The 23,640-nt window shown below is 73.8% G+C and carries 25 protein-coding genes; 16 read left to right on the top strand and 9 right to left on the bottom strand.

Going from position 1 to position 23,640, the window contains the following annotated elements; all coding sequences use genetic code 11:
- The first annotated feature begins 1 nt into the window (after position 1).
- The 5 genes from ACIBEA_RS02940 (at position 2) to ACIBEA_RS02920 (ending at position 3,702) form a co-directional block, all read left to right on the top strand.
- Positions 2-235, top strand: a complete 234-nt coding sequence (locus ACIBEA_RS02940; RefSeq protein ID WP_399257239.1) for a hypothetical protein — start codon at positions 2-4, stop codon at positions 233-235.
- The gene (locus ACIBEA_RS02935; protein ID WP_399257237.1) at positions 232-1,185 is read left to right on the top strand and encodes a pseudouridine-5'-phosphate glycosidase; all 954 of its coding nucleotides are present in this window, start codon (positions 232-234) and stop codon (positions 1,183-1,185) included. The genes ACIBEA_RS02940 and ACIBEA_RS02935 overlap by 4 nt, the downstream gene beginning before the upstream one ends.
- Positions 1,182-1,847: an HAD family hydrolase gene (locus tag ACIBEA_RS02930; protein WP_399257235.1), complete on the top strand. Its 666-nt coding sequence runs from the start codon at positions 1,182-1,184 to the stop codon at positions 1,845-1,847. Before ACIBEA_RS02935 ends, ACIBEA_RS02930 begins: the two co-directional genes overlap by 4 nt.
- A gap of 95 nt (positions 1,848-1,942) precedes the next feature.
- Positions 1,943-2,923 (top strand): GlxA family transcriptional regulator, encoded by a 981-nt coding sequence (locus ACIBEA_RS02925; RefSeq protein WP_399257233.1) that lies wholly within the window; start codon positions 1,943-1,945, stop codon positions 2,921-2,923.
- A 146-nt stretch (positions 2,924-3,069) separates the two neighbouring features.
- Positions 3,070-3,702: an isochorismatase family protein gene (locus ACIBEA_RS02920; protein ID WP_399257231.1), complete on the top strand. Its 633-nt coding sequence runs from the start codon at positions 3,070-3,072 to the stop codon at positions 3,700-3,702.
- A gap of 92 nt (positions 3,703-3,794) precedes the next feature.
- Here ACIBEA_RS02920 and ACIBEA_RS02915 read toward each other — a convergent pair whose 3' ends face one another.
- Positions 3,795-4,658 (bottom strand): NADPH-dependent F420 reductase, encoded by an 864-nt coding sequence (locus tag ACIBEA_RS02915; RefSeq protein WP_399257229.1) that lies wholly within the window; start codon positions 4,656-4,658, stop codon positions 3,795-3,797.
- Here ACIBEA_RS02915 and ACIBEA_RS02910 point away from each other — a divergent pair.
- On the top strand, positions 4,657-5,805 hold the full coding sequence (locus ACIBEA_RS02910; protein ID WP_399257227.1) for a glycosyl hydrolase family 18 protein: 1,149 nt from the start codon (positions 4,657-4,659) through the stop codon (positions 5,803-5,805). The two genes, ACIBEA_RS02915 and ACIBEA_RS02910, sit on opposite strands and share 2 nt — an antisense overlap.
- 77 nt (positions 5,806-5,882) lie before the next feature.
- On the opposite strand, the gene ACIBEA_RS02905 is transcribed toward ACIBEA_RS02910, so the two are convergent.
- Positions 5,883-7,112, bottom strand: coding sequence for a hypothetical protein (locus ACIBEA_RS02905; RefSeq protein ID WP_399257226.1), 1,230 nt, complete (start codon positions 7,110-7,112; stop codon positions 5,883-5,885).
- A 133-nt stretch (positions 7,113-7,245) separates the two neighbouring features.
- Here ACIBEA_RS02905 and ACIBEA_RS02900 point away from each other — a divergent pair, with 133 nt between their 5' ends.
- Both ACIBEA_RS02900 and ACIBEA_RS02895 read left to right on the top strand, forming a co-directional pair.
- Positions 7,246-7,644 carry a hypothetical protein gene (locus ACIBEA_RS02900; protein ID WP_399257224.1) on the top strand — a complete coding sequence of 133 codons (399 nt, stop codon included), beginning with the start codon at positions 7,246-7,248 and terminating at the stop codon, positions 7,642-7,644.
- A 94-nt stretch (positions 7,645-7,738) separates the two neighbouring features.
- Entirely contained in the window at positions 7,739-8,368 is a 630-nt protein-coding gene (locus ACIBEA_RS02895) for an NPCBM/NEW2 domain-containing protein (protein WP_399257222.1), read from the top strand.
- Between the two features lie 69 nt (positions 8,369-8,437).
- Here the strand turns inward: ACIBEA_RS02895 and ACIBEA_RS02890 are convergent, their stop codons facing one another.
- Positions 8,438-8,896: a MarR family winged helix-turn-helix transcriptional regulator gene (locus ACIBEA_RS02890; protein ID WP_399257220.1), complete on the bottom strand. Its 459-nt coding sequence runs from the start codon at positions 8,894-8,896 to the stop codon at positions 8,438-8,440.
- A gap of 138 nt (positions 8,897-9,034) precedes the next feature.
- Between ACIBEA_RS02890 and ACIBEA_RS02885 the strand changes: the two genes are divergently transcribed.
- Positions 9,035-9,589, top strand: coding sequence for a DoxX family protein (locus ACIBEA_RS02885; RefSeq protein WP_399257218.1), 555 nt, complete (start codon positions 9,035-9,037; stop codon positions 9,587-9,589).
- 10 nt (positions 9,590-9,599) lie between these two features.
- On the opposite strand, the gene ACIBEA_RS02880 is transcribed toward ACIBEA_RS02885, so the two are convergent.
- The 3 genes from ACIBEA_RS02880 to ACIBEA_RS02870 form a co-directional block, all read right to left on the bottom strand.
- Positions 9,600-10,661 carry a GNAT family N-acetyltransferase gene (locus tag ACIBEA_RS02880; protein WP_399257216.1) on the bottom strand — a complete coding sequence of 354 codons (1,062 nt, stop codon included), beginning with the start codon at positions 10,659-10,661 and terminating at the stop codon, positions 9,600-9,602.
- 94 nt (positions 10,662-10,755) lie between these two features.
- Positions 10,756-13,524: an AAA family ATPase gene (locus ACIBEA_RS02875; protein WP_399257214.1), complete on the bottom strand. Its 2,769-nt coding sequence runs from the start codon at positions 13,522-13,524 to the stop codon at positions 10,756-10,758.
- A 257-nt stretch (positions 13,525-13,781) separates the two neighbouring features.
- Entirely contained in the window at positions 13,782-15,563 is a 1,782-nt protein-coding gene (locus ACIBEA_RS02870; protein ID WP_399257911.1) for a S8 family serine peptidase, read from the bottom strand.
- 570 nt (positions 15,564-16,133) lie between these two features.
- Here ACIBEA_RS02870 and ACIBEA_RS02865 point away from each other — a divergent pair.
- The 6 genes from ACIBEA_RS02865 (at position 16,134) to ACIBEA_RS02840 (ending at position 20,847) form a co-directional block, all read left to right on the top strand.
- Positions 16,134-17,168 carry a DUF1996 domain-containing protein gene (locus tag ACIBEA_RS02865; protein ID WP_399257212.1) on the top strand — a complete coding sequence of 345 codons (1,035 nt, stop codon included), beginning with the start codon at positions 16,134-16,136 and terminating at the stop codon, positions 17,166-17,168.
- Between the two features lie 106 nt (positions 17,169-17,274).
- On the top strand, positions 17,275-17,901 hold the full coding sequence (locus ACIBEA_RS02860; RefSeq protein ID WP_399257210.1) for a sigma-70 family RNA polymerase sigma factor: 627 nt from the start codon (positions 17,275-17,277) through the stop codon (positions 17,899-17,901).
- Positions 17,898-18,632 (top strand): anti-sigma factor family protein, encoded by a 735-nt coding sequence (locus tag ACIBEA_RS02855; protein WP_399257208.1) that lies wholly within the window; start codon positions 17,898-17,900, stop codon positions 18,630-18,632. Before ACIBEA_RS02860 ends, ACIBEA_RS02855 begins: the two co-directional genes overlap by 4 nt.
- Positions 18,633-18,851: 219 nt before the next feature.
- A complete protein-coding gene (locus ACIBEA_RS02850) occupies positions 18,852-19,784 on the top strand; it encodes an SCO0930 family lipoprotein (RefSeq protein WP_399257206.1) in 933 nt (310 codons plus the stop codon).
- Between the two features lie 124 nt (positions 19,785-19,908).
- Positions 19,909-20,118: a DUF5302 domain-containing protein gene (locus ACIBEA_RS02845; RefSeq protein WP_399257205.1), complete on the top strand. Its 210-nt coding sequence runs from the start codon at positions 19,909-19,911 to the stop codon at positions 20,116-20,118.
- Between the two features lie 234 nt (positions 20,119-20,352).
- The gene (locus ACIBEA_RS02840; RefSeq protein WP_399257202.1) at positions 20,353-20,847 is read left to right on the top strand and encodes a hypothetical protein; all 495 of its coding nucleotides are present in this window, start codon (positions 20,353-20,355) and stop codon (positions 20,845-20,847) included.
- A gap of 12 nt (positions 20,848-20,859) precedes the next feature.
- Here the strand turns inward: ACIBEA_RS02840 and ACIBEA_RS02835 are convergent, their stop codons facing one another.
- Positions 20,860-21,567, bottom strand: a complete 708-nt coding sequence (locus ACIBEA_RS02835; protein ID WP_399257199.1) for a hypothetical protein — start codon at positions 21,565-21,567, stop codon at positions 20,860-20,862.
- Positions 21,564-22,301 (bottom strand): DUF1838 family protein, encoded by a 738-nt coding sequence (locus tag ACIBEA_RS02830; RefSeq protein WP_399257196.1) that lies wholly within the window; start codon positions 22,299-22,301, stop codon positions 21,564-21,566. Before ACIBEA_RS02830 ends, ACIBEA_RS02835 begins: the two co-directional genes overlap by 4 nt.
- Positions 22,302-22,470: 169 nt before the next feature.
- On the opposite strand from ACIBEA_RS02830, the gene ACIBEA_RS02825 reads away from it, so the two are divergent.
- Positions 22,471-22,998 (top strand): hypothetical protein, encoded by a 528-nt coding sequence (locus ACIBEA_RS02825; RefSeq protein ID WP_399257194.1) that lies wholly within the window; start codon positions 22,471-22,473, stop codon positions 22,996-22,998.
- A 286-nt stretch (positions 22,999-23,284) separates the two neighbouring features.
- Here the strand turns inward: ACIBEA_RS02825 and ACIBEA_RS02820 are convergent, their stop codons facing one another.
- Positions 23,285-23,506: a hypothetical protein gene (locus ACIBEA_RS02820; RefSeq protein ID WP_385772531.1), complete on the bottom strand. Its 222-nt coding sequence runs from the start codon at positions 23,504-23,506 to the stop codon at positions 23,285-23,287.
- Positions 23,507-23,640 lie beyond the last annotated feature (134 nt).

Raw genomic sequence — 23,640 nt, 5'->3', positions numbered from 1 at the left:
CGTGCCCCACGTCCACGTCCGTCACTTCCCCAAGGACCTCACGCCCGAGCGGCTCGCCGCCTTCGACGCGGCGGTCACGGCAGCCGTGACCGCGACCTTCGCCGTCGACGAGGAGGTCGTGTCGATCTCCCTCGAACCGGTGGCGCCCGAGGACTGGGACGAGCGGGTCGTCACCGACATCGCCGCCCACCGCGAGCTGCTGCTGAAGGCGCCGGGCTACTGGGACGGCGCATGAGCACCGGCTCGGGGGTCCCCCTCGTGTACACGGAGGAGGTCCGCGAGGCCCTCCACGAGGGCCGGGCCGTCGTGGCCCTGGAGAGCAACGTCATCACGCACGGCCTGTCCTACCCGGACAACGCGGCCACGGCCCGCAAGGTCGAGGACGCGGTCCGGGCGGGCGGGTCGGTGCCCGCGACGATCTGCGTCGAGGACGGCGCGCTGCGGATCGGCATGACCGACGCCGACATCGAGCGGTTCGCCTCCCGCACGGGCATCCCCAAGGTCTCCAGCAGGGACCTCCCGGTGATCCTCGCCCGGGGCGGGCCGGGGGCCACCACCGTGGCATCGTCGCTGGTGGCGGCCGAGCTGGCGGGGATCCGCTGGTTCTCCTCGGCCGGGATCGGCGGGGTGCACCGCGGCGCCCAGCAGACCTTCGACGTCTCCTCGGACCTGATCCAGTTCACCCGGTCCCGGGTCGCGGTCGTGTCCGCGGGCGCGAAGATGATCCTGGACCTGGGCCTGACCCTGGAGTACCTGGAGACGCACTGCGTGCCGGTGGTGGCGTACGGCTCGGACGACTTCCCCGCCTTCTACTGCCGTACGAGCGGCCACCGCGCCCCGCACCGGATCGACGACCCGGAGGTCCTGGCGCGCGCCGTCGAGACGCACCGGGCGCTGGGCACCCCCACCGCCTTCCTGATCACCACCCCGGTCAGCGAGGCGGACGCCGTCGACTCGGCGGAGGTGGAGGCGGCCATCGCGCGGGCGGTGACCGCGGCCGAGCGGGACGGGGTCTCGGGGCAGGGGCTCACCAGCTACCTGATGCGCGCCGTGGACGCCGCGACCGACGGTCGGGCGGCGCGGGCCAACATGGCCGTGCTCGTGACCTGCGCCGAGGCGGCGGGCCGGCTGGCCGCCGCGCACGGTGCGCTCCGCGGCGGCTCGCCGGTAGGTTCGACGTCATGATCAGACTCGCTGTTTTCGACCTGGACGGAACGCTCGTCGACTCGCCGCGCGCCATCGTGGCGACCTTCGGGGCGGCCTTCGACGCGCTCGGCGTCACCCGGCCCGCGGACCTCGCCGTACGGGCCACCATCGGGCTCCCCCTGGAGCGGGCCTTCGCCCTCCTGCTGGAGCGGGAGGTGGAGCACGCCCAAGTGGCCGAGGCGGTCCTGCTCTACCGGAAGTTCTTCGACACCATAGTGCTCCCGCAGGCCCCGGACCTGGTCTTCCCCGGGGTCGCGGAGGGGTTGGCGCAGCTGCGCGAGGGCGGGGTGGCGCTCGCCGTCGCGACGAGCAAGTTCCACGGCCCGGCGGACGCCCTGCTCACGGCGGCCGGGCTGCGGGAGTACTTCGCCGTCGTGATCGGCGCGGACGAGGTCACCCGGCCCAAGCCGGACCCCGAGTCCGGGCAGGTCGTCCTCGACCGGCTGGGCCTCACGGCGGAGCACGCCGTCATGGTCGGCGACACCACCCACGACCTGTTGATGGCGCGGGCCGCCGGGATGCGTTCGGTGGCCGTCACCTACGGGGTGCACTCCGCGGCCGAGCTGGCCACGGCCGAGCCGACCTGGGTGGTCGACAGCTTCCCGGAGGTCGTCGCACACCTCTCGCCCGTCACGGCGTGAGCCGTCCGGACATGCGCGCCTCCAAAGGCGCGCATGTCCGGATGTGACAGAGAACCGTCATTGCGGCCACCGGAGCGGGCGGTGAGGATGGACGCATGCCCACTCCCCACCGTGTCGTCATCGCGGTCTTCCCGGACGTCGACCTGCTCGACGTCACCGGCCCCGCCGAGGTCTTCGCGCTGGCCAACCGCGAGTCGTCCACCCGGGCCTACGAGGTGCGCCTCGCGGGTCCCGAACCCGGCCAGGTGACCACCTCGGCCGGGGTCCGCCTCGCCGTCGACCTGACGTTCGCCGAGGTCGGGGCGGCGGTGGACACGCTGCTGGTACCCGGGGCGGTGGAGCTGGGCCCGGAGGGCCCCGTACCCCGCATCGACGACGCGGTGGTCGAGTGGATCAGGGCCACGGCCCCGCACGCCCACCGGGTCGCCTCGGTGTGCGTGGGGGCGCACCTGCTGGCCGCCGCGGGGCTGCTGGACGGGCGGCGGGCGACCACGCATTGGTCCACGGCCACGCGCCTGGCGGCCGACCACCCCCTCGTCCAGGTCGACCCTGACCCGATCTTCGTCCGCTCCGGGCGGGTGTGGACCGGCGCCGGGATCAGCGCCTGCATGGACCTGGCGCTCGCCCTGGTCACGGAGGACCTGGGCGAGGAGATGGCTCTGGCCGTGGCGCGCCACCTGGTCATGTACCTCAAACGGCAGGGCGGCCAGAGCCAGTTCAGCGTCCCGCTCAGCCGCCCCGCGGCCGCGCGCCGGGACATCGACGAGCTGTGCGCGTACATCGCCGATCACCTCGACGGCGATCTCTCCGCGGCGGCGCTCGCACAGCGCATGTGCGTGAGCGAGCGGCACTTCGCCCGGACCTTCCGCCGGGAGACGGGCGTCGGCGCCGCCGGATACGTCGAGGCGGCCCGGGTGGAAGCCGCCCGGCGGTTGTTGGAGACGACCGACGAGCCGCTCGAACGGATCGCCGCGGCCGCCGGGTTGGGCTCGGTGGAGACCCTGCACCGCGCCTTCCGCAAGCAGATCGCCGCCACCCCGGCCGCCTACCGGCGCCGCTTCCGCTCGGCCGGCTGAGCCGGCCTCCCGCTCGACCCGGCTGATTCCTCAGCCCTGTCGCCCCCGCGTCCCTGTTGACCCGGCGCCGCCGTGTCCGCGGCTTCGCCGTGCCCTTTTCCCGTGCGCCGCACGGGTTCCCGCGAAACGAACGAGAGGACCTTCCCATGTCCGTCACCACCGTCACCACCGTCACCCCGTCCGCCACCCTGCGCACGCTGTCCGGGCTCGACCCCGCGCTCCCCCGGCTCGGCGCCACGACGACCCTGATCATGATCGACTTCCAGCAGACCTACCGCACGGGGGTGATGGAACTGGAGGGCGCTGAGGCCGCTCTGGCGGCGGGCGCCCGCCTGCTCGCCGCCGCCCGCGCCGCGGGCTCTCCCGTGGTGCACGTCGTCAACGACGGCGGTGAGGGCGGCCCGTACGACATCCGCGCCGAGATCGGCTCGATCAGCCCCGAGGTGACGCCCCGGGACGGCGAACCCGTCGTGGTCAAGACCGTCCCGAACGCCTTCCACGCCACGACGTTGGAAGAGACCCTGCGCGGGCTGGACTCCGGCCAGGACCTGGTGCTCGCCGGGTTCATGACGCACATGTGCGTCACCTTCACCGCCCAGGGCGCCTTCAACCTCGGATACCGGCCCGCCGTGGTCGCCGAGGCCACCGCGACCCGCACGCTGGCCGCGCCCGACGGCGCCGTGGTGCCCGCCGCGACGCTCCAGAGCGCCGCCCTGACCACCATCGGGGACCTCTTCGGCGTGGTGGCCGCCACCGTCGCGGACCTCACGGCCCGGTAGGTCGCAGTCCGGTAGGCCGCAGCCCGGTAGGTCGCAGTCCGGTAGGCCGCAGCCCGGTAGTTCGCAGTCCGGTAGGTCCCGGCCCGCCCCGGTCAGCCCTGGTAGCGGAAGCCGTCCTTGCGGACCGGGGAGGCTTCGGCCAGCGCCTCGGTGACGGCGTCGACGCCCGCGCGCAGCCCGTACACGGGGGTTTCGGGCTGCTGGCGCCAGGAGTCGTCGAGGCCGCCGGCGTCGACGGAGTCGAAGCCGAGTTCGTCGATGAGGGCCCGGACGGTCGCCTTCGCCGCGTCGTCGTCCCCGGCGACCGGCAGGGCGAGCCGGTCCGGGGCCCCGGCCGGGAGGGGCCGGGTCAGCAGGTCCTCCGCGTAGGTGCCGTTGAAGGCCTTGACCACCGGGTGGCCGAGGTGCCCCTCGGTCCAGCGGCTCTCGGTCTGCCCGTCGTCCTCGATGGCCGCGATCCGGCCGTCGCGCTGCTGCGGGTAGTAGTTGCCGGTGTCGATCACGACGAACCCGTCGGCGGCCCCGTCGAAGAGCCCGGAAGGCAGGTCCGGCACGTTCTTCAGGGGGATGGTGACGACGACGACCTCCGCGCCGCGCGCCGCTTCGGCGACGGTGACGGGGGTGGCCCCGGTCTCCTGTGCGAGCGCGCCCAGCGTCTGCGGGCCGCGCGAGTTCGCCACGGACACCTCGTGACCGAGGGTGGTGAGACGGCGCGTCAGGTTGCCGCCGATGTTGCCCGCACCGATGATGCCGATCTTCATGGTCTTCTCCCTGCATGCGGATGGTCGGGTCTCGCGATGATCCGAACCGCCTGCCCGCGCCCCGCATTCCCGGCCCGGGCACACCGTCCCGTTCCGCGTCCGGGGGACGCCGGGTGGGCCGATCGGTGCGGGGTCGACCGCTTTCGGCGCGTCCCGTGCTCCCGGAGCCCGCGGTTCGCGCCAGGTTCGGACCATGACGACCGCACGCTCCTCGACCTGGCCCCCGTCCCGGGCCCTGGCCCTTCCCGTGGCCTTGCGCTGCGCCGCCGCGCTGGCCGCCGTGCTCCTGCTGACCGCGAGCGCGCCCGCCGCGCGCACCGGTTCCGGGGCCGGAACCGGATCCGCGCCCCCGTCCGCGTCCGCGTCCGCCGACGGGGGGCGCGCGGGCGTCCGTACGAGCTCCGCGTGGCTGCCCTACTGGGACACCGAGGTCGGTTACGCCTCGGCCCTGGCCCACGCCGACCAGCTGCACACCGTCAGTCCGTTCTGGTATACGGCGACGGACACCGACACCGTCAAGGGCGAGGCGGGCGCCGGGGACCGTCGGATCATCGACGGTCTGCACGCCAAGGGGATCAAGGTGGTCCCGACCGTGATCGAGACCCCGGGGCCGGCGGAGATGGCCGAGCTGCTGGGTGATCCGCAGGAGCGCGCGACGCACGTGGACGCCCTGATGGAGGTCGTGCGGAGCCGGTCCTACGACGGCCTCGACCTGGACTACGAGCGGATGGCCGAGACCACGGACCCCGCGCTGGTCGAGCGGGTCCGCACCGGGTACGACCGGCTGGTCGAGGAGTTGTGCACCCGGCTGCACGCCCAGGGCAGGACCTGTGTCGTCACCGTCATGCCCCGGGTCGACGGGGCGGGGCTCGCCTTCGACTACGCGCACCTGGGCAAGGTCGCCGACACCCTGCGGATCATGGGGTACAACCTGCACAACGCCTTGGCGGAACCGGGCCCGCTGTCCTCCCTGGAGTGGTACGACCGGTTCCTGACCTACGCCGTCGGCGTCGTGCCGCCCGCGAAGCTGGAGGTGGCGCTGCCCGCGTACGGCTGGGACTGGAAGGTGGGCTCGACCGACCGCGCGGGCCACGTGACCAGCCTGGAGGCGGAGGCCCTGCGCGAGCGGATGGGCGCGGAATACGTCTTCGACGAAGCCTCCGGCACTCCGCACTTCGACTACACCGACGACGACGGCGAGGAGCACGCCGTCTGGTACCAGGACGCGAAGGGCTCCGCCGCGCACCTGGCCGTGCTGGGACGCCACGGCGTCCGCGGCAGCGGGCTGTGGGCCCTCGGCTTCGAGGACCCGGGCGTGTGGACCGCCCTGGGGGGTGTCTGACGTCCGTCGGACACCCCCTGAGGCGCTGACCGCCGCCGGGGCGGCCGTCAGCGCGCGGTCTGGGTCGGTCGGGAAGGTCAGGAGGGGTTCAGCTTGATGGCGAAGGCGTTGAAGATCGACCACACGTCCACCCAGGCCAGGCCGGTGCTGCATTCCTGGGAGGCGTTGCAGCCGTAGCCGTAGCTGACGATGCCGTTGAGCTGGCGGGAGTTCTGGTCGTTGATGAAGATGACGGGGCCGCCGCTGTCGCCGCCGCGGCCGACGATGCCCCCGTAGTGGGGGACGCCGTAACTGCCGTTCACCGTCGTACCGTTGACGTTCCAGCTGGCGTTGCCCGCGTAGACCGTCCTGATGTTGCAGAAGACCTTGGTGTTGTAGCCGAGCTGGCAGGTGAAGTCACCGACGGCGACGTTGCGCACGCCGTTGAGGTAGCGGGTGTAGCCCGTGGCGTCGAGGCCGTCCCAGGTGTAGCGGTTGGTGGGCGCCTCGATGAACGCCGAGTCGACCGCGGGGAGTTTGTACTTGACCTGCCCGATGTAGTTGCCGCCCATCGTGTAGACGTTGTCGTTGACGTTGTGGCAGTGGCCCGCGGTGACCAGCCACTGCCGGCCGTCCCAGGTGCTGATCGCCGGGATGCCGCTGGTGCAGTGGGCCTTGCCGCCGATGTTGGGGCCGAGCGCCGCTCCCGCGTAGAAGGGCGAGGTGTCGTTCTCCCGGGTCAGCGGCCGGGAGGGGGGCGCCTGGGTGATCTGGACGGCGGTGGCTGCGCTCGCGGCCCGTCGCTCCTTGACGGCCGTCGAGGCGAGGTACCCGCGGGCCGCCGTCGGGTCGTCCACGGCGAGCTGGATGGATCCGCCGTCGGGTGTGCTGCCCGCGAGGGCCACCTTGAAGGGGAGATCGGCCCGGTCCGTGATCTCCGCGATCTCCTTCTTCAGCTGTTTTCCGGATTTCTTTCCCTGGACGATGCGAATCAGCCCGGTGTCCACCTTCGGATTCACCTTGTGGACCGCGGAAAGGAAATCACGGCCCTGCGCGACATCGGTCAGATAAACATTGACCGAACGATAGGTGGGTGCGAGTTCGACCTGGGTGTAGACGTCCGCCCGCGCCCCCCGCCCCACCTGCGCCACGGCATCGGCCGCCAGCCTCAGCGGCCCCAGCACTTCCGCCTGTCGCTCCGGTGTCATCGAGGCCACCGCGTCGGCGGACAGCGGAGCGGAGGTTTCCGCGTTGGCGGAGATCGTCATGAGCGGGAGGACGGCGAGGGCCCCCGCGAGTGCGATGGAGCGCCGAATTCCGATCTTCATTTATCCCCCTTGTCGACCCCGTACGTGCGGGGTCACGACCTGGACGCGGGAGACATTAGTCAGACGACCGTGAAGCGATAAGGCCAATTACGGCCTCATTCTGGATTCGTACGCCTGTGTTTTAATAGGGCGGGTGATCGAGTTCGCATTCTTCGCAATCGTGGCGGGCGGCGCCGGCTGGCTCCTGCGGCGCAAGCACCTCCAGCGCGTGGCGGCGGGGCCCGACGCCGCCCCGGTCGGCATTCCCGGCATGGCGCGGCTGCCCGCGGGGCGCGGGCGCTGGCGCATGGGCCGGGTGTGCGGCGGGCCGGGGGCGGTGCGCTGGGTGCCGGAGCGCGGGGAGCCGGTGGCACTGGACGGGGCCCGCGCCACCGGGGTGCGCACCCCGTCCGTGCGGGAGGCGATGGTGATCAACCCCGGGTCCCGGATCGTCTCCTGCGTCTTCGCGGGCGGCAGCGCCGACATCGCGGTGATGGCGCTGGACCTGGCCGAATTGCGCGCCTGCGTACCGCAGGCGCCGGAGCCCGACTGACCGAGGTGCGCGCCCCCGCGCCCGGGAGCACGCTGGATACGAGCGCGCGTTCCGCAGCCGCCTGATGGGGGAACGGAATCGAAGGCTGGTCCCCGTGGAAGAACCGACGACCCCGCGTCGACGTACCGGGCGCGGCCTCACCCTCCCCGCGTGCGCGGCCGCCGCCGTCCTGGCGCTCCTCGCCGCCGGCAGCGCCCATGCCGCCGGGCCCGACGCCCCGGCGGGCCCGGGTGACCCGACCGCCCCACCGACCCCGCCCGCCACCCGGTACCTGGCCGACCTCGACCCGCTCGACTCGTCGGGGCTGGGAACCGGCTCCGCCGATGTGAACGGAAACCCGTACGCGCGGAGCGTCTTCCTCGCCGTGGACAAGGGCTCCAGAGCGCAGGGCTCCGCCGAGTACGACCTCGGGCGCGACTGGCGCACGCTGACGGCGACCATCGGCCTGCGCGACGACTCGCCGACCGGGTGCGCACTCCGCTTCGAGACCGTCGCGGACGGAAGGACCCTCGACAGCAGGACCCTGGGCATCGGGCAATCGCAGGAGATCACGCTCGACGTCGCCCACGTGCTGCGCGTGCGGCTCCAGGCCGCATACGCGTCGCCGGCGGACGTCACGCGGTACTGCCACGCCGTCTGGGGCGACGCCCGCCTGACCGGCGCCGGGCCGGACACCCCGACCGCCGAGCGGCCGACGACGACCGCGAGGTCCGGCCGACCCTGAAGCCCGCGTCGGCCGCGCACGGGTACGCGCTCCCCGACTGACCGGGCGGGCCGACCGCGCCCGGTCCGGTCAGGCCTCGCGGAGCCTGCGGGCGACCTCGCCGAGGCCGTCGGCGACGGCGCCGAGCTGCTCCGGGGTCAGGACGTCGATCAGCGCGTGCCGGACCGCCGCGACGTGGCCGGGCGCCGCCTCGTCGAGCCGGGCGCGGCCCGCCTCCGTGAGCACCGCGAAGATTCCGCGCACGTCGGAGGGGCAACTGCGCCGCCGCACGAGGCCGGCCTTCTCCATCTGCGTGACCTGGTACGTCAGCCCGCTCTTGGAGTTGATCAGCCCGTGGGCGAGCTCGGTCATCCGCAGCTCGCCGTCCGTGGCCCGGGCGAGCCGGACGAGGATCTCGTACTGCGCGTGCGAGAGGCCGGAGTCGTCCTTCAGCTGCTGGTCGAGGCGCCGGTTCACCAGCGCTGAAGCGGCGAGGAAGCCCTGCCAGGCGCGCATCTCGTCGTCATCCAGCCATCTCGTTTCAGCCATGTCTCCAGCTTACGCCAAGTTGTTCCAATTTGAATCAGAGGCTAGGGTCTGATCCGGTCGTTCAAATTCGAAGGACCCTCTCGACTCCCTCGCACTCATCTCTTCTACGGACAGTCCCCACCGGGAAGGATCTCCCCGATGACCCCCACCCCCACGCCCACCCTCACCCCCACGCCGTCCCCCACGGCCCCCGCCGCCCCGCACGCACACCCCTTCGCGGGCAGCGGACTGCTGCTCCTGCGCCTCGTCCTCGGCCTCACCATGGCGGCCCACGGCTCCCAGAAGCTCTTCGGCTGGTTCGACGGCGGCGGCATCAGCGGGACCGGCGCGTTCTTCAGCGCGAGCGGCTACCCGTCCGGCGAGGCCATGGCGGTCGTCGCCGGTCTCTCCGAGACCCTCGGCGGCCTCGGCATAGCGGCCGGACTGCTGACCCCGCTGGCCGCGGCCGCCGTGGTCGGCACCATGATCAACGCGATCGCGGTCAAGGGCACCGGCTCCTTCTTCGCCCCCACCGGCATCGAGTACGAGCTGCTGCTGACCGCCGCCGCCGCGTCCCTGGCGCTGACCGGCCCGGGCCGGTTCGCCCTCGACCGGTTCGTGCCGGTGCTGCGCGCCCACCGCCCGGTGTACGGCGCGCTGGCCGTGGTCCTGGGCGTCGTCCTCGCGGGCGGGGTGCTCCTCGTACGTTCCTGAGCCCCGCGGCTCAGTCGGCGGTGCGGGTGTAGTGGACGTCCCCTTCACCCGCGCCGCTCCTCGCGAACCCGGCCCGGGCGATGACCGCGTGCGAGGCGAGGTTGTCGTCGTCCACGGTGGCGTGCAGCGTGGTCAGGCCGTCCTGCGCGAGGGCCCAGGCCGACAGGGCCCGTACCGCCTCGACGGCGTAGCCGTTGCCCCGCGCCGAGGGCACGATGTCGTAGCCGATCTCGGCGTTGCCGTCGCCGTCGGGCGCCGTGTGGAAGCCGATACCGCCCACCGCGAGGCCGTCGGCGGCGCGGACGATCGCGTACGCGCCCCAACCCGGCCGGTAGGTACCCGCCTCACGCGCCTTGACCACCATGCCCGCGGCGAACCGGGTGCCCTCGAACGGCCCGTCCTCGGCCCACGCGAAGCCGCCCGTGCCACCGGCGTGCAGGTCGGCGCCGGTCACCGGGGAGATCTGGCAGAGCACGAGCCGCTCCGAACGGATCGGGTCGGCGTGCCAGCGCCAGGCCCCCAGGCGGGGCAGACCCGGCAGCTCGGTCCGGCCGGTCGCCCACAGCAGCGTCGGCCACGGGGCGTGCGTGCGCGGCGCGTGCGGGAAGAGCCGGTCCAGGGCCACCGCGCACAACTCCGCGGACGGCTCCCAGTCCTTGACCCCCAGGGCGCTGACGACGTCATGGGTGTGCACGAGCGCCTCCAGGACGGCCATCGCGGCGAAGGCGTCCGCGCCGCCCGAACCGGACGGGTGCCAGCCCCGGACGTCGGCGGCGCTGGTGGCCACGACGGCCGAGAGGAGACCGCCGGTCGCCTCGATGATCTGGATCAGCCCGGCGGGCGTGGTCCCCGGATCGGCGGTGATCTCGAAGGGCACCCACCCGTCGGCCGCCCGGGCCGTCAACTGGCCGGCGTAGCACGTGAAGTCACCCGCCATGTGGACGACGGTGTCGTAACAGCTCCACTCCAGCCCGCCGGCCGGGACCGTCCAGTCGAGGTCCGCGACGCCGCGCAGGGCCCGCGTGGTGAGGGACACCGCTTCGTCTATGTGCTGGGCACTCATGAGCGTCATGCGCGCACCCTAGGGCCGCCGGCCGTTCCGGGCCAACCGATTACGACCGCCCCGGCGCGCCCCGCCCGAGGCCCGGCCCGCCCTCACCGCGCCCTCACCGCGCCCGCAGCGCGGTGGCCAGCTGCGCCCGGGAGCGCACGTCGAGCTTCTGGTAGATCCGGGTCAACCGCGCCTCCACCGTCTTGACGCTCACGAAGAGCCGGTCGGCGGCCTCCTGGTTGCTGGCGCCCTGGCCGACGAGCAGCGCGAGGCGGGTCTCGGCCTCGGTGAGCGCCGCCGCGCCGGGGTGCCCGGAGCCGCCCTCGGGGCCGGCCCCCGGGCCCGGCGGGGCCTCCGTGGCCAGGTCCGTCCAGGGCTTCGCCCCGGCCTGCGCGAAGATCTGGGCCGCCGTGCGCAGGGCGGCGCGGGCGGGCGCCCGGCGCCGGCGCCGGCGTTCCACCCGGGCGAGGGCGAGCAGCGTCCTGCCCCGTTCCAGGGGCAGTTCGAGGGCGTCGAAGCGCTCCGCCGTGGCCTCCAGCAGGGCGACGGCCTCGTCGGTCTCGCCGCGTGCCGAGTGGGCCAGGGCGCCGGCCCGGTCCAGGGCGGCGACCACGCTCGTCCGGCCGAGGTCGAGGGCGACCGTACGGACGGACGCGACCAGTTCGGCGGCCTCCTCGGGTGCGTCGGCGGCCACCAGCGCCTCGGCCAGCTCCCCGTGCCAGCGCAGGATTGAGGGGTCGACGACCTGCTGGGCGGCCTCCAGCCGGGCGACCCGGCGCAGGGTGGTCACGGCCTTGGTGGTCTCCCCCGTCGCCAGCTCGACCTGGCCGAGGGCGAAGAGGCTCCGCGAGAGGAACACCTGGTCCTGTTCCTCCTCCGAGGCCTGTATGCCGCGTCGGGCGTAGCCGGTGGCCCGCGCGAAGCTGCCGGCCATGGCCTCCGCGGTGGCGGCGACGTACCAGGCCGGGCCCGGCGAGAGGCCCGCCTCGATGGTCAGCTCAAGGGCGCGCCGTGCGTGGGCGCGGCCCGTCGCGCAGCGGCCGCGGCGCAGTTCGACCTCGGTGAGGCTGCGCAGCACCTCGAAGACGTCCTCGGCGGAGCCGGTGCGCTGGACGGCCGGCAGCAGGACCAGGAGCTGTTCGCGGGCGTCGGCGAGCCGGTCGTCGAAGAGGGCGTGGCGGACGGCGAGGTACTGCGGGGCGTTGCGCATGCCGAGCGGCACCTCGGGGGCGGGCAGGGTGAGCGCTTCGGCCAGGATGTCCTCGGCGTCCGGGTCCCCCAGGATCCGGCCCATCCGGGCCCGTACGGTCAGGGCCATGGCCTCGGCGACCTGGTCGCCGCCGGTGGCCGCCAGCACCCCGGCCTCCGCCGCCGCGGCGCAGGAGCGGACGGGGTCGCCGTCGCTCAGGTTGAGCTTCCAGGCGACACGCAGTTGCACGGCGGCCTGGAGCGAGGGGTCCGCGGCGGCGTCGTCACGGGCGTAGGCGAAGGTCTCGTCGAGGTCGGCGAGAGCCTGGCCGGCCGCGTCGATGACGGCGAGCCGGGCCCGTACCCGGTCGGCCGGCGAGGCGTCGCGGGCCAGGACGGCGCGGGCGGCGCGGCGGGCGAGGTCGGCGCGACCGGCCCAGCCGGCGTCCTCGGCGGCGCCGACCAGGCGTGCCAGTTCGGCGGCGGGGTGGCCCGGCGGGGTGCGCTCGGCGGCGAGCAGTCCGAGCTCGGCGGCCAGGGCGCGCCTGCCCCCGCGGCGGCTGGCCGCGGCCGCCTCGGTGATCTCGGCGGCGAGGTCCTCGTCGGGGGTGTCCACGGCGAGGGCGCGGTGCCGGACGGCCTGCACGGGGTCGTCGACGGCGGCGGCCAACGCGGCGTGCCCGGCGGCCCGTTCGGGCCAGCCGGCGTCGGCGGCCAGGGCCGTGGGCAGGGCGCCGGCGGTGAATTCGACACTGCCGTCGTCGCGTACGGTCACCAGCGCGGCCCGTTCGGCCTCGGCCAGCTCGGCCTCCGCGTCGGGGCGTCCGGCCCGGCGCAGCAGGGCGGTGGTGGGCCGGGCCGCGAGGGCGGCGAGGAGCAGGGTGCGGTGCGCGCGGGCCGGTGCCTCGGCGAGCAGCCGCCGGGCCACCTCGCGGGCCTGTCCGGACAGCGGCAGGGTGTCGGCGTGGTGCGCGGCGCCGTCGCGGGCCTCGGCCAGGGAGTGGCCGAAGGCCAGGGCGAGGCGCGGGTTCCCGCCGCTGGCCTGGTGGATGCGGCCGGCGAGGCGGGCGGGCAGGCCGTGGCGTACGAGGAGTTCGGCGACCTCGTCGGCGCCGAGCGGTGGCACCCGCACCGTCGGGGCGCCCGGACCGCACAGGGTCTCGGCCACGGGGGCGCCGCCCTGCACGCATTCGGCGACGAGGACCCGGACGCCGCGGGGCGTCAGGCGCAGGGCGAAGCGCAGCAGGTCGGTGGTCTCGGCGTCGAGCCACTGGGCGTTGTCGAGGACGAGGAGCACGGGGCTGCGTTCGGCGAGGATGCGCAGCACCTCGACGACGCCGAGGCGCAGGGCGACGTGGTCACGGCCGGCCCGGGGGGCGTCGGCCTCGCGGCGCAACAGGGCGATGGCGGTGCGCTGGGGAGGGGCGAGGCGGTCCAGGGCGGTGCGCGGGACGGAGGCGAGGAGGGCGGCCGCGGCGGCCTCGGGTATCCACTGGTCGGCGGCTTCCGGAGCGAACCGGAGCACGCGTTCGCGGCGGCCGAAAGCGGCCGCCGCGACGGCGAGCAGTACTTCGGTCTTGCCCGAGCCTGCCGGTCCGGTGAGGACGGCGCGGCCGTGCGTGGTCAGCGCGCGGTCCACCGCCTCGATGAGTTCACCGTGTCCGACGGTCGTGTCAGCGTTCCCCGTCGCCGCCACGCACAGCCACCAGCCTCTCGGTCCCCAGTTCCTGTGCTGCTCCTGTGAGCGCGACAATACGAGGTCCGCCGCCGGACGGACCCGGATTGTGACGCAGAAATCAGTCAGGTGACAGGAATACCCGCCGGACCTGCCGATACGAGCCGTATCAGCAGGTCCGGGGGCCGGCTTGGTCCGTACTATCGGCCCGTCAGGCCCGGGTGGTCAGTCCGGACCGGTGACGCGCGGCCGATCGTGCGTACCTCGCCCGCACCGGTTCAGAAGCCGAGGCTCCAGGAATCGATGTAGCCGGTGTCGGCCGCGGCGACGTCCTGGACCTTCAGCTGCCAGGTGCCGTTGGCCGGGAGCGCCGAGGCGTCGACGGTGTAGGTGGTGAGGACGTTGGCGCTACTGTCCCCGGAGGAGTTCTGCAGGCGCTTGACCACGGCGCCGCCGGGGCCGACGAGGTCGATGACGAGGTCACCGCGGTAGGTGTGCTTGATGTCGACGGACACCTTGAGGGTGGCCGGGGCGTTGCCACTGCGGCCGGAGACCGTGATGGCGGAGGTGACGGCGCCGCCGTTGTCCGGGATGGCGACGTCGGTGGTGTTCTCGTAGGCCGGGGCCGGAGGCGTGGAGGTCACGGCGGTCACGGCCGCGGCCGCGTCGGCGAGACCCGTTCCGCAGCCCCCGGTGCACGTGCCGGCCAGCGGGCGCGCACTGGTCTTGATGGCCGACTCGACCTGGGCCGGGGTGAGGGAGGACTTGGCCGAGACGAGGAGCGCGGCGAGCCCGGCGACGTGCGGGGCGGCCATGCTGGTGCCCTGGTAGGGCTTGTAGATCTCGGCGCCGGGGGTGGTGGTGCCCGCGTTCAGCGTGGAGAGGATGCCGTTCTCGGGGGTGGTGACGGTGCCGGGGGTGTCGGTGGCGCGGCGGGTCTCGCCGCCCGGGGCGGCGACGTCGACGGCCGGGCCGTAGTTGGAGTAGAAGGAGCGGTCGCCGGTCCGGTTGGTGGCGGCCACGGAGATCACGTTGTTGCAGCTGGCGGGCGAGAAGCCGCTGGCGTCCGCGTTGCTGTTGCCCGCGGCGACGACGACGGTCGTGCCGCGCCCGACGGCGGCGTTGATGGCGTTCTGGTAGCTGGTGCCGCAGGCGCCGGAGCCGCCGAGGCTCATGTTGATGACCTTGGCGGGGGTGGTGTTGGCCGGGATGCCGGGGACGGAACCGCCGGAGGCCCAGGTGATGGCGTCGACGATGTCCGAGGTGGCGCCGCCGCACTTGCCGAGCACCCGCACCGGCTGGATCTTGGCGCCGTAGGCGATGCCCGCGATGCCCTTGCCGTTGTTGGTGGCCGCGGCGATCGTGCCCGCCACGTGGGTGCCGTGCCAGGAGGAGTCGCTGGCCTTGGCGTCGGCGGCGCACTCGCCGGCGGCGCTCCAGTCGCCCTGGTCGGCCGGGTTGTTGTCGCGGCCGTTGCCGTCGCGGGCCGCGCTGGAGCTGGAGATGAAGTCGTAGCCGGGGACGATGTTCGCGGCCACGTCGGAGTGGGCGACGTAGCCGGTGTCGATGACGGCGACGGTGACTCCGGTGCCGGTCGCCTTGGCCCAGGCGCCGGGGACGTTCATGCCCGCGGTGGGCTCGAAGAGGTCCCACTGCTTGGCGTACTCGGTGTCGTCCGGGGTCGCCATGGCGTAGGCGCGGGAGTCCGGCTCGACGTAGGCGACGTCCGGGTCGGCGCGGAACTGGGCGATCACCGCGGCCGCCTCGGACGGGGCCACGGCTCCGCCGAGGTTGACCAGCGCGGCGCCGGTGCCGAGGCGGCGCTCGAACTTCGTCTTCTTGCCGCTCTTGTGGCCCTTGGCGACGGCGTCGTCGGCAGCGGCCGTGTTGGAACTCGCCTCGGTGGCCGAGGACTTGTAACCGACGATCAGGTTCTCGACCGGAGCGACCGGCAGGACCTGGGTGGCCGGGGCCACGGGAGCCGGGGCGGCCGGGGCCGCGGCCGGGCGGCCGAGGGCCATCGAGGTGGTGGCGCTGCCGGCGAGCAGGGTGACCGACATGGCCACCACCGATATGAGTCGACGTCTGGATGCGTGCACGGTGTTCCCTTTCGCGGGCCGTCCCCGGCAGACCGGGGACGGCCGGTGTGGTGCTGTGTGGGAGGTTGCGTGGGGGGGGTGGGCATCGGGGAGGAGGCACGGTCCCCGCACGGCGGTGTGCGGGAGGGGACGGAAGTACGGGATGCGCGGTGCGCGAGAAGACGGCGGAACGGGGAGGGGTGTGTGGGGCGGGCCCGCCGCGAGCACGGCGGCGGCCGGAGAGGGCTCCTCCGCACGCCCCGGCCACCACCGCTCGTCGTGACCCCGCCCGCGTCGACGAGGAGGGGTACCGGCGGTACCGGGGAAGCGCCGGGTCGCGGAGCGCCGCGCCAAGTGGGGTTGGCGGGGCGGACGTTCGACCCGGACGAGACCGCCGGTGGGCAGACAGTAGGCAACGCCGGGATGAACTCGATACGGGGAAAACCCTTGCTCACCCCCTGCCACTGCCCTCACGACCCCCGCACGGGGGTCCGGCGCCCCGCCCGTGAGACGCGGTTGACCGGGCCGCCGGCGAGCGGCGACCGTGACCCCATGGGGAACGAACGCCGACTGTTCGCGCTGCTGATCTGCCTGCTGCTCGGCGGCGGGCTCACGGCCGCCGTCCTGGGGGCTTCGCGGGCGGCGGACGCGGCGCGACCCGATCACGCCACCGCCGCCACCACCGGCACGGCGCACTCCGGTACGGCGCACTCCGGCCCGGCGTCCGGCGACTTCGTGGACCTCCGCGACGTACCGCCCGGGCCCGCCGATCCCCCGCCGACCCGACCGGGCGGCTCCGCCGGGACGGTGCGGGTGGACTGCGGCCGCGACGAGGAGGGCCACTACAACGAGGACAACCTCGTCGTCTCCCCCGGCCTGCGCGCGGGCGCGCACCACACGCACGCGTACGTCGGCAACCTGTCCACGGACGCGATGTCCACGGACGACACCCTGGCCGCGGCCGCCACCAGTTGTCGCGGCGGCGATCGCTCCACGTACTACTGGCCGGTCCTGCGCCTCCCGGACCGGCCCGCCACGCAGCCGCGGGAGGCGGCGGCGGGCCACGGCAACGCGGGCGCGATCCTGCCGGAGGCGAGCGTGTCCGTGGAGTTCTCCGGCAACCCGGTGAGCCAGGTGGTGCCGATGCCCCGCTTCCTGCGCGCCATGACCGGCGACCCGGTGGCCGCGACGGCGGACGACGAGGCCGACGTGCGGGCCCGCTGGGGCTGTTCGGGCTCGCCCGACCGGTCCACCACCCGCTACCCCCGCTGTCCGGCGGGCCAGCGCCTCACCCGCACCCTGGTCTTCCCCAGCTGTTGGAACGGCCTGGACACGGCCTCCTTCGACCACCGCTCGCACCTGTCGTTCCCCGGCGCGGGCGGGATCTGCCCGCAGGGCACCTTCCCGGTGCCGCGACTGCGGATCTCCCTCGCCTACGACGTGCCCCCGGGCGCGGCGATCGCCCTCGACTCCTTCCCCGAGCAGCGGCACAGCCCCAGGACGGACCACGCGATGTTCGTCGACGTGATGACCGACGCCGCGATGGCGCAGGTGGTGGCCTGCCTCAACAGCAGCCGCCGCTGCTGAGCACCCCCCGCACCCCAAGGTGTGACGCAGGACACATGAACCGGGGCCCGCCGTGCGGCGTGTACGGACCGCACCACGCACGCGAGGAAGACGGAGAGGGTGTGAGATGGCCGGACCACTGTGGCCCCGCAGTCGGCGGGGCTCGACCGACGAGGCACTGATCAGGTCGGTGTACGAGGAGCACGGCCACGCCCTGCTCGCCTACGCGACCCGACTGACCGGGGACCGGGCCGCCGCCGAGGACGTCGTCCAGGAGACGGTCATCCGCGCGTGGCGGCACGCCGAGATCCTGGTCAACGGAAAGGGCTCGGTGCGCGGTTGGCTGCTCACCGTGGCCCGCAACATCATCACCGACCGCTACCGGGCCAAGGCGGCCCGACCGCAGGAGGTCTCCGGATCCGCGGCCACCCCGCCGGTGGAGCCGGACCACTCCGACTCCGTCGTCGACTCCATGACCGTCCTGGGCGCCCTGGACCGACTGACCCCCGAACACCGGGACGTCCTGACGGAGTTGTACTACCGCCAGCTCAGCGTGACGGAAGCCGCGGACGTCCTCGGCATCCCGGCGGGCACCGTCAAGTCCCGCTCGCACTACGCCCTCAAGGCACTGCGCGAGGCGTTCCGGGACGGCGGCGCGGGCACCGGCGGGGAAGGCAGGAACAATCGGGGCAGACGAGGCAACCGACCGGGCAGGCCGCCGCAGCAGCCCGGACTGCAGGAGGTGGTGGCGTGAACCGGGAATTGCACGAGGAGGAACTGCTCGGCCCGTACGTGCTCGGCGTCCTCGACGGGGCCGAGCTCCGCCGCGTCGAAGAGCACGTGAGCGGCTGCGTGCGGTGCCGCGAGGAGGTGGCCGCGTTGCGCGAGATGGAGGCGGCGCTCGGGGAAGTGCCCGAGGAAGCGTTCTTGGAAGGACCCCCGGACGGCGGCGACCTGCTGCTCCAGCGGACGCTGCGGCAGATGCGGGGCGAGCGGTCCGGGCAGGCCCGGCGCCGGACCGTCGTCGCGGGTCTGGCCGTTGCCGCGGCGCTGGCGGCGGTGTTCTGGGCCGGTGCGCAGGTCGGTGCGGGAGACGCCCGGGACGTGGCCGACGGTCCCCCGCCGCCACCCCCGACGGCGACGGCGACGCCCTCGCCGCCACCGCTGGGCACCAAGGTGGCGTCGGCCACCGACGCGCGCAGCGGCGCGCGGATGACCGTACAGGTGACGCCCGCCGCGCGGTGGGTGCGGGTGCACGCGGCGGTGACCGGGCTGCCCGCGGGCGAGCGGTGCCTGCTGGTGGTGGTCGCCCGGGACGGTACGCGCACCACGGCGGGCAGTTGGGTGGTGGGCGGCCAGGAGAACGGCGCGGGCAAGGGCGCCGCCCTGGACGGATCCGCGGCCGTCGACCCCGCCGACGTGAAGGAGGTCGTGGTGCAGAACGAGGCGGGCAGGTCGTTCGTGTCCGTGCCACTGCCGGCCTGAGCGGCGGCGTGCGCGAGGCATGCGCACCGGGCACGCGCCCGACGCGAAGGCGCCGGTCGGGGGACTCCCCTCCCCCGACCGGCGCCTTCGCGCGTGCCCGGCGGATCCACGGCGGCCGGCGCCGCAGAAATCTCCGCACGAGATTGAACCGGCCCGTGGGGGGTCGCGTGTCTGCGGTGCCGACAGTTTCAAACGAACCACCGGATTACGGGAGTTGTCATGACGAACCTGCGCAAGCTCACCCTCGCCGGAGCTGCCACCGCGCTGCTCCTCGGCGCGACGGCCTGCGGAACGCAGGCGAGCGGAAAGACGGACGCCGCCGCCGTCGGCGCCCAGGTCCCCGCGGCGGCCGGGTCGGGAGCCGCCGACCCGTACGCGAAGGGCGACGGCGCGGCGGCTCCCGCCGGCGCCGCCTCCGGCGCGCTGGTGGTGCGTACCGACCCCAAGCTCGGGCAGGTCGTGACGGACTCCGCCGGATTCACCCTCTACCGCTTCGACAAGGACACGGCGAAGCCCGCCTCGACCTCCGCCTGCTCCGGTGACTGCGCGAAGACCTGGCCCCCGGCCCCGGCCCAGGGCGTCGCGGCGGGCGCCGTCCCCGCCGCCGCCCTGGGGTCCCTCAAGCGGCAGGACGGATCGGAGCAGATCACGATCGCGGGCTGGCCCGTGTACCGCTTCGCGAAGGACACGGCCCCCGGCCAGACCAACGGGCAGGGCGTGGGCGGCACGTGGTTCGCCGTCACCCCGGAGGGCAAGAAGGCGGGCGCCGCGGCGCCGGAGCAGGCCGCCCCGGCGGCGCTGCCCGCCCTCTCCGCCGCGGACGACAAGACGCTCGGCAAGATCCTCCGGGACGCCAAGGGCCGTACGCTCTACCGCTTCACCAAGGACACCGCGTGGCCGATGAAGTCCAACTGCGAGGGCGCCTGCGCGGAGAAGTGGAAGCCCGCCCAGCCGGTCGACGCGAAGGCGATCGAGGGCGTCGACCCCAAGCTGCTCAGCACCTACACCCGGTCGGACGGCGCGAAGCAGCTGGCGATCGACTGCTGGCCCCTGTACTGGTTCACGGGCGACCAGAACCCCGGTGACACCGCAGGTCAGGGCGTGGGCGGCACATGGTTCACCGTCACCCCGGAGGGCAAGCTCGTCAAGTGACGGCGGCGTCGGGGACGGGGTGTCCTGTGCCAGACTGAGGAGCGCCGCCCTTCGGGAAACGCGCTGGTCAGCAAGCGCACTGGCTGACAGACTGAATCGGTTTCAGATCAACCCAGGAGGACACATGGCAGACACCTCGGACACCCCGGAGACTCCGGAGACCCCGGAGGACACCTCCCCCGCCGCCGAGGCCAAGCGCAAGTTCCGGGAGGCCCTGGATCGCAACGAGCGCAACGCGCAGTCCCAGCAGGCGCACCAGAGCCGCGCCAAGATCTCCGGCACCAGCACGGGTGGCGCGGGGAAGAACAAGAAGGTCCGCCGCAAGACTGGCTGACCCGTGGCCACGGCCCGGTCCCCATTGAGCGTGGGGGCGCTGCCGCTCCGGTTCCCTACGGGCCCCCGGAGCGGCACACGCGTGCCGGTGGCGCCAGTAGCGGATTCCCGGACAGAGCAGCCGGTTTTTGGCCATTTCGGGTGACCTGAGAACCGTTCGGCGCGATGACCGCGTCGTGGGGTGCAGTGACAGTGACCACACTGCCCGCACTCGCAACGGGGAAAGGTACGGCCCATGCTCCAGCGCCCGACCACGCGCACCGCCGCCATCGTCTTCGCGGCCACCGCCGCCACCGCGGCCCTCTCCTTCGCCTTCGTCACCACCGCCTCCGCGTCCGCCGACGGGTCCGCCCCGAAGGCCGCCCCGGCCGCGGCCGCGGCCCTGCCGTCCGTGTCCGGGAGCCCCGAGGCGGCGTTCACGCGGATCGCCGACTTCTACGGCGCCTACATCGACGCGGTGTACGACGGCGACGGCAGGACGGCCGACCAGCTGCGCTCCTTCTACCTCGCCAAGCCCCTCCAGGCCGAGTTGAAGAAGTGGGAGGAGACCAACCACGCGAACGGCGTGCTGCGCGCGCAGAACGTGCCGTCGCAGTGGAAGGTCACCTCCACCGGCAGCGGAACGGGCAAGACCAGCGCCACGGTCACCCTGACGTGGGGCGGCTCCACGACCGAGATCCACGTCCAGGCCGACCTGGCGACCAAGAAGATCACCTCGATCAAGGACTGACCCGGACCCGCCCTAGCTGCGCGGGTCCACCCACAGTGCCTCGCCCACGGCCATGACCTCACCGTCGGCCGTGGCCAGCGCCGTGCCCACCCGGTGCTTGCGGCCGGACTCGCCGAGCAGCCAGGCGTAGGAGACGAGCCCCGCGGCGGCCGGCACCGGGCCCAGCAGCCGCGCCGTGAGCGAGGCCGTCACCGCCCCGGCCCGCTGGGTGCCCAGGAGCCGCCCGGCCGCGTTCCCCGGGCAGTCCAGCGCGGCCCACACCAGCTCGGGCGGCAGGGCGCCGTCCGCGTCGAGGAGCCCCGCCCCGGGGGTCCAGGCGGCGGCCACCAGCTCGCGGCCCGGCACCCGCCCGCAGTGCAGCCGTAGCCCCGTGTCCGGTGTCCGGCCCAGTCCGCAGCCGAAGCAGTCGGCCACGTCCTCGGGCGGCGCCGCGCGGTAGGCCTCGGCCGCGGCCCGGGCCTGGTCCCAGGTGGGCGCCGGCGGGGCCTCCGCGTCCGTCTCGACGGGCGTGGCCACGGCCAGCACCAGGACCCCGTTCGTCAGCTCGCTCCCGCCGTCCGCGGTCTCGGCGAGGCCGAGCGGGGTGCCGGTGGGCGTCGGCCGCCGGAAGTCCACCCGTACGGTCTTCGCGGCCGCCCGCCCGGCCAGGACGCCCGCCACGTACCCCCCGAACGCCACCCCGGGGTAGCCGTGCAGGGCGGTCGGCACCGTGAGGATCACAGCTCGCCCCGGTCTCTGAGCCGCCGGAAGTAGGTCCAGCTGGTCTCGTTCGGCTCGCTCCACGCGTCCGGGGCGTGCGCGAACTCCGGGTGGTGCGCGGCGATGTACGCGCTCGTGCGCTCGGGCACCTCGGCGTAGGAGCCGAGCTTGCGGCCGCGGCAGTGGAAGGTGAGCCCACCGGGACGCTGCCCCTGCTCCATCCAGGGCAGCCAGGGCGACTGCCGGGTCCACGACATCGTCGCCGGCACGCTCGGCGCGTCGGTCTCGAAGACGGATTCCGGGGCGAAGAACTGGAAGAGTTCGAGCGCCCGGTAGGTGTCGTCCGCCGAATGGTCCGGGAACTGCTCGACCGGCAGCGGGGACGGATAGGCGAGCGGGATCTCCAGGCTGAAGCAGACCTGGTCGCCCAGCCGGGTCAGCGGGACGGGGAACGGCCGCCACCGCTGGTTCGCCGGATCGTTCCAGACGTGGACGACCGGCTTCTTCTCCCACGTCTCCAGGATCTCCCGGGTGTCGGGGTCCAGGTAGAAGGCGGCCTCGCGCGTCAGCAGTTCGTAACCGGTGTCCGTGGTGACGAGGCGGGCCACGTTCACCCCCTCGAAGCCGAACAGGCGCTGGTAGGGCTGGTCGGGGGACCAGCCGAACACGTTGCCGGACCACCAGAAGGTCACCTCGGCTCCGTCGAGCGAGGCGCGGGTACGGGCGAAGGCTTGGAAGAGATCGGCCGGAGTCATGGCGCCCACTGTGCAAGGTCACCCGCGCACTCGGCAAGCACCTCCGCACGGCCACCTGTGCCACCCGCACGGGTGACGTCCGCGCCGGCGGGCCGCGGTGCGGGGGGCCGCGGCCTAGCATGTGCGCCGGGCGGCCCGGCCGGCCCACGCCTCACAGGGGAGGGTCACCGTGACACTGCCAGTGCCCACGGACCGTACGGAACACACGGCCGAGCGGCGGCCCGACTATCCGCCGCGCACGCCCCCGCCGCCGCGGAGACCGGTCGAGTCGCCCCGCCCGGAGCGCGCCTTCACCGTCGTGAACCAGCGCGCGGCGAACTGGGCCCTGGAGGCGCGACCCTGGGCCGCGACCCGGGTCCGGCGGCTCGTCGTCGACCGGCTCACCGCCTGGCGCTACCTACCCGACCCCGACCAGGTGGGGGCGGTGGTCTCGGCATTGGTCGCGGCCGCCGTCCAAGACGGCGGGCGACGGATCAGCCTGCACCTCGCGGCAACGCAGGGGCAGGCCTGCATCGCCGTGCTCAGCCACCTCGCCGGTGTCCGCGCGGAGGCGCACCCGGGCACGCTGGGAGGGGTCGCCGACCTTCCCGGCCTGCGCGGCTGCGGATCCGAGGCGGATCCGGACGGTCACCGGCTGTGGGCGGTCATCGACGTGCCGCTGCGCGAGGACGTCGTCCCCGATCAGCGTCGTGCGTAGGGCGGCCGTGCCTACGGGGTGAAGGGGTCGCTCAGCTCCCCGCCACCGTGATCCGTGTCCGAGAAGGGGTCTTCGGGGCCGAAATCGGGGGCCCTGAAGGGGTTCGTCGTCGCCGGGAGCCGCGATGCGGGCGTGGTGACGTGGGTCCGTGCCGATTCCGGCGCGGAGAACAGCGGTGATGCGTCGATGGGGGCGCGCCGCCTTTCGTGGTTCGGAGATGCCTGGATCGGGTGGGAGCGGACGGAGACGTGGTTGATCGCCACGCCTCCGCCCGACCCTCACCGTCTCAAAGAGTGGTCATCTTGGTGTACGGGCTCAGGATCCGCATGCGCGACGAGCCGAAATCGACGAGAACCGCGATTCCGTCCTCGATCGCGATGACACGGCCCAGGCCGTGCTGATCGTGTGTGACCCGGTCGCCGACGGCAAACACCCTGAGTGGCGGAGCGGTCGCGGCCTTGAACGGGCTTGCTGGCAGGTGGCGCCGGGTTCCGGCTGACTTTGTCATTGTCACCAGTATGCGCCTGTCGGGCCGCTGTGCCGCCCGGTGTGAGCCTCTCTCTGGTTGCGCCCTGATAACGCCGGTGCCGGATTCTGCCGGTTGGACCCGATCGGTCCGCAAGCTCGCGGCCGGTGTACGGC

It is taken from the genome of Streptomyces sp. NPDC051555, from assembly GCF_044454405.1.
Lineage (GTDB): Bacteria > Actinomycetota > Actinomycetes > Streptomycetales > Streptomycetaceae > Streptomyces.
Note: the sequence above shows the minus strand (reverse complement) of the source record. Positions and strands in the feature narration are given on the sequence as shown.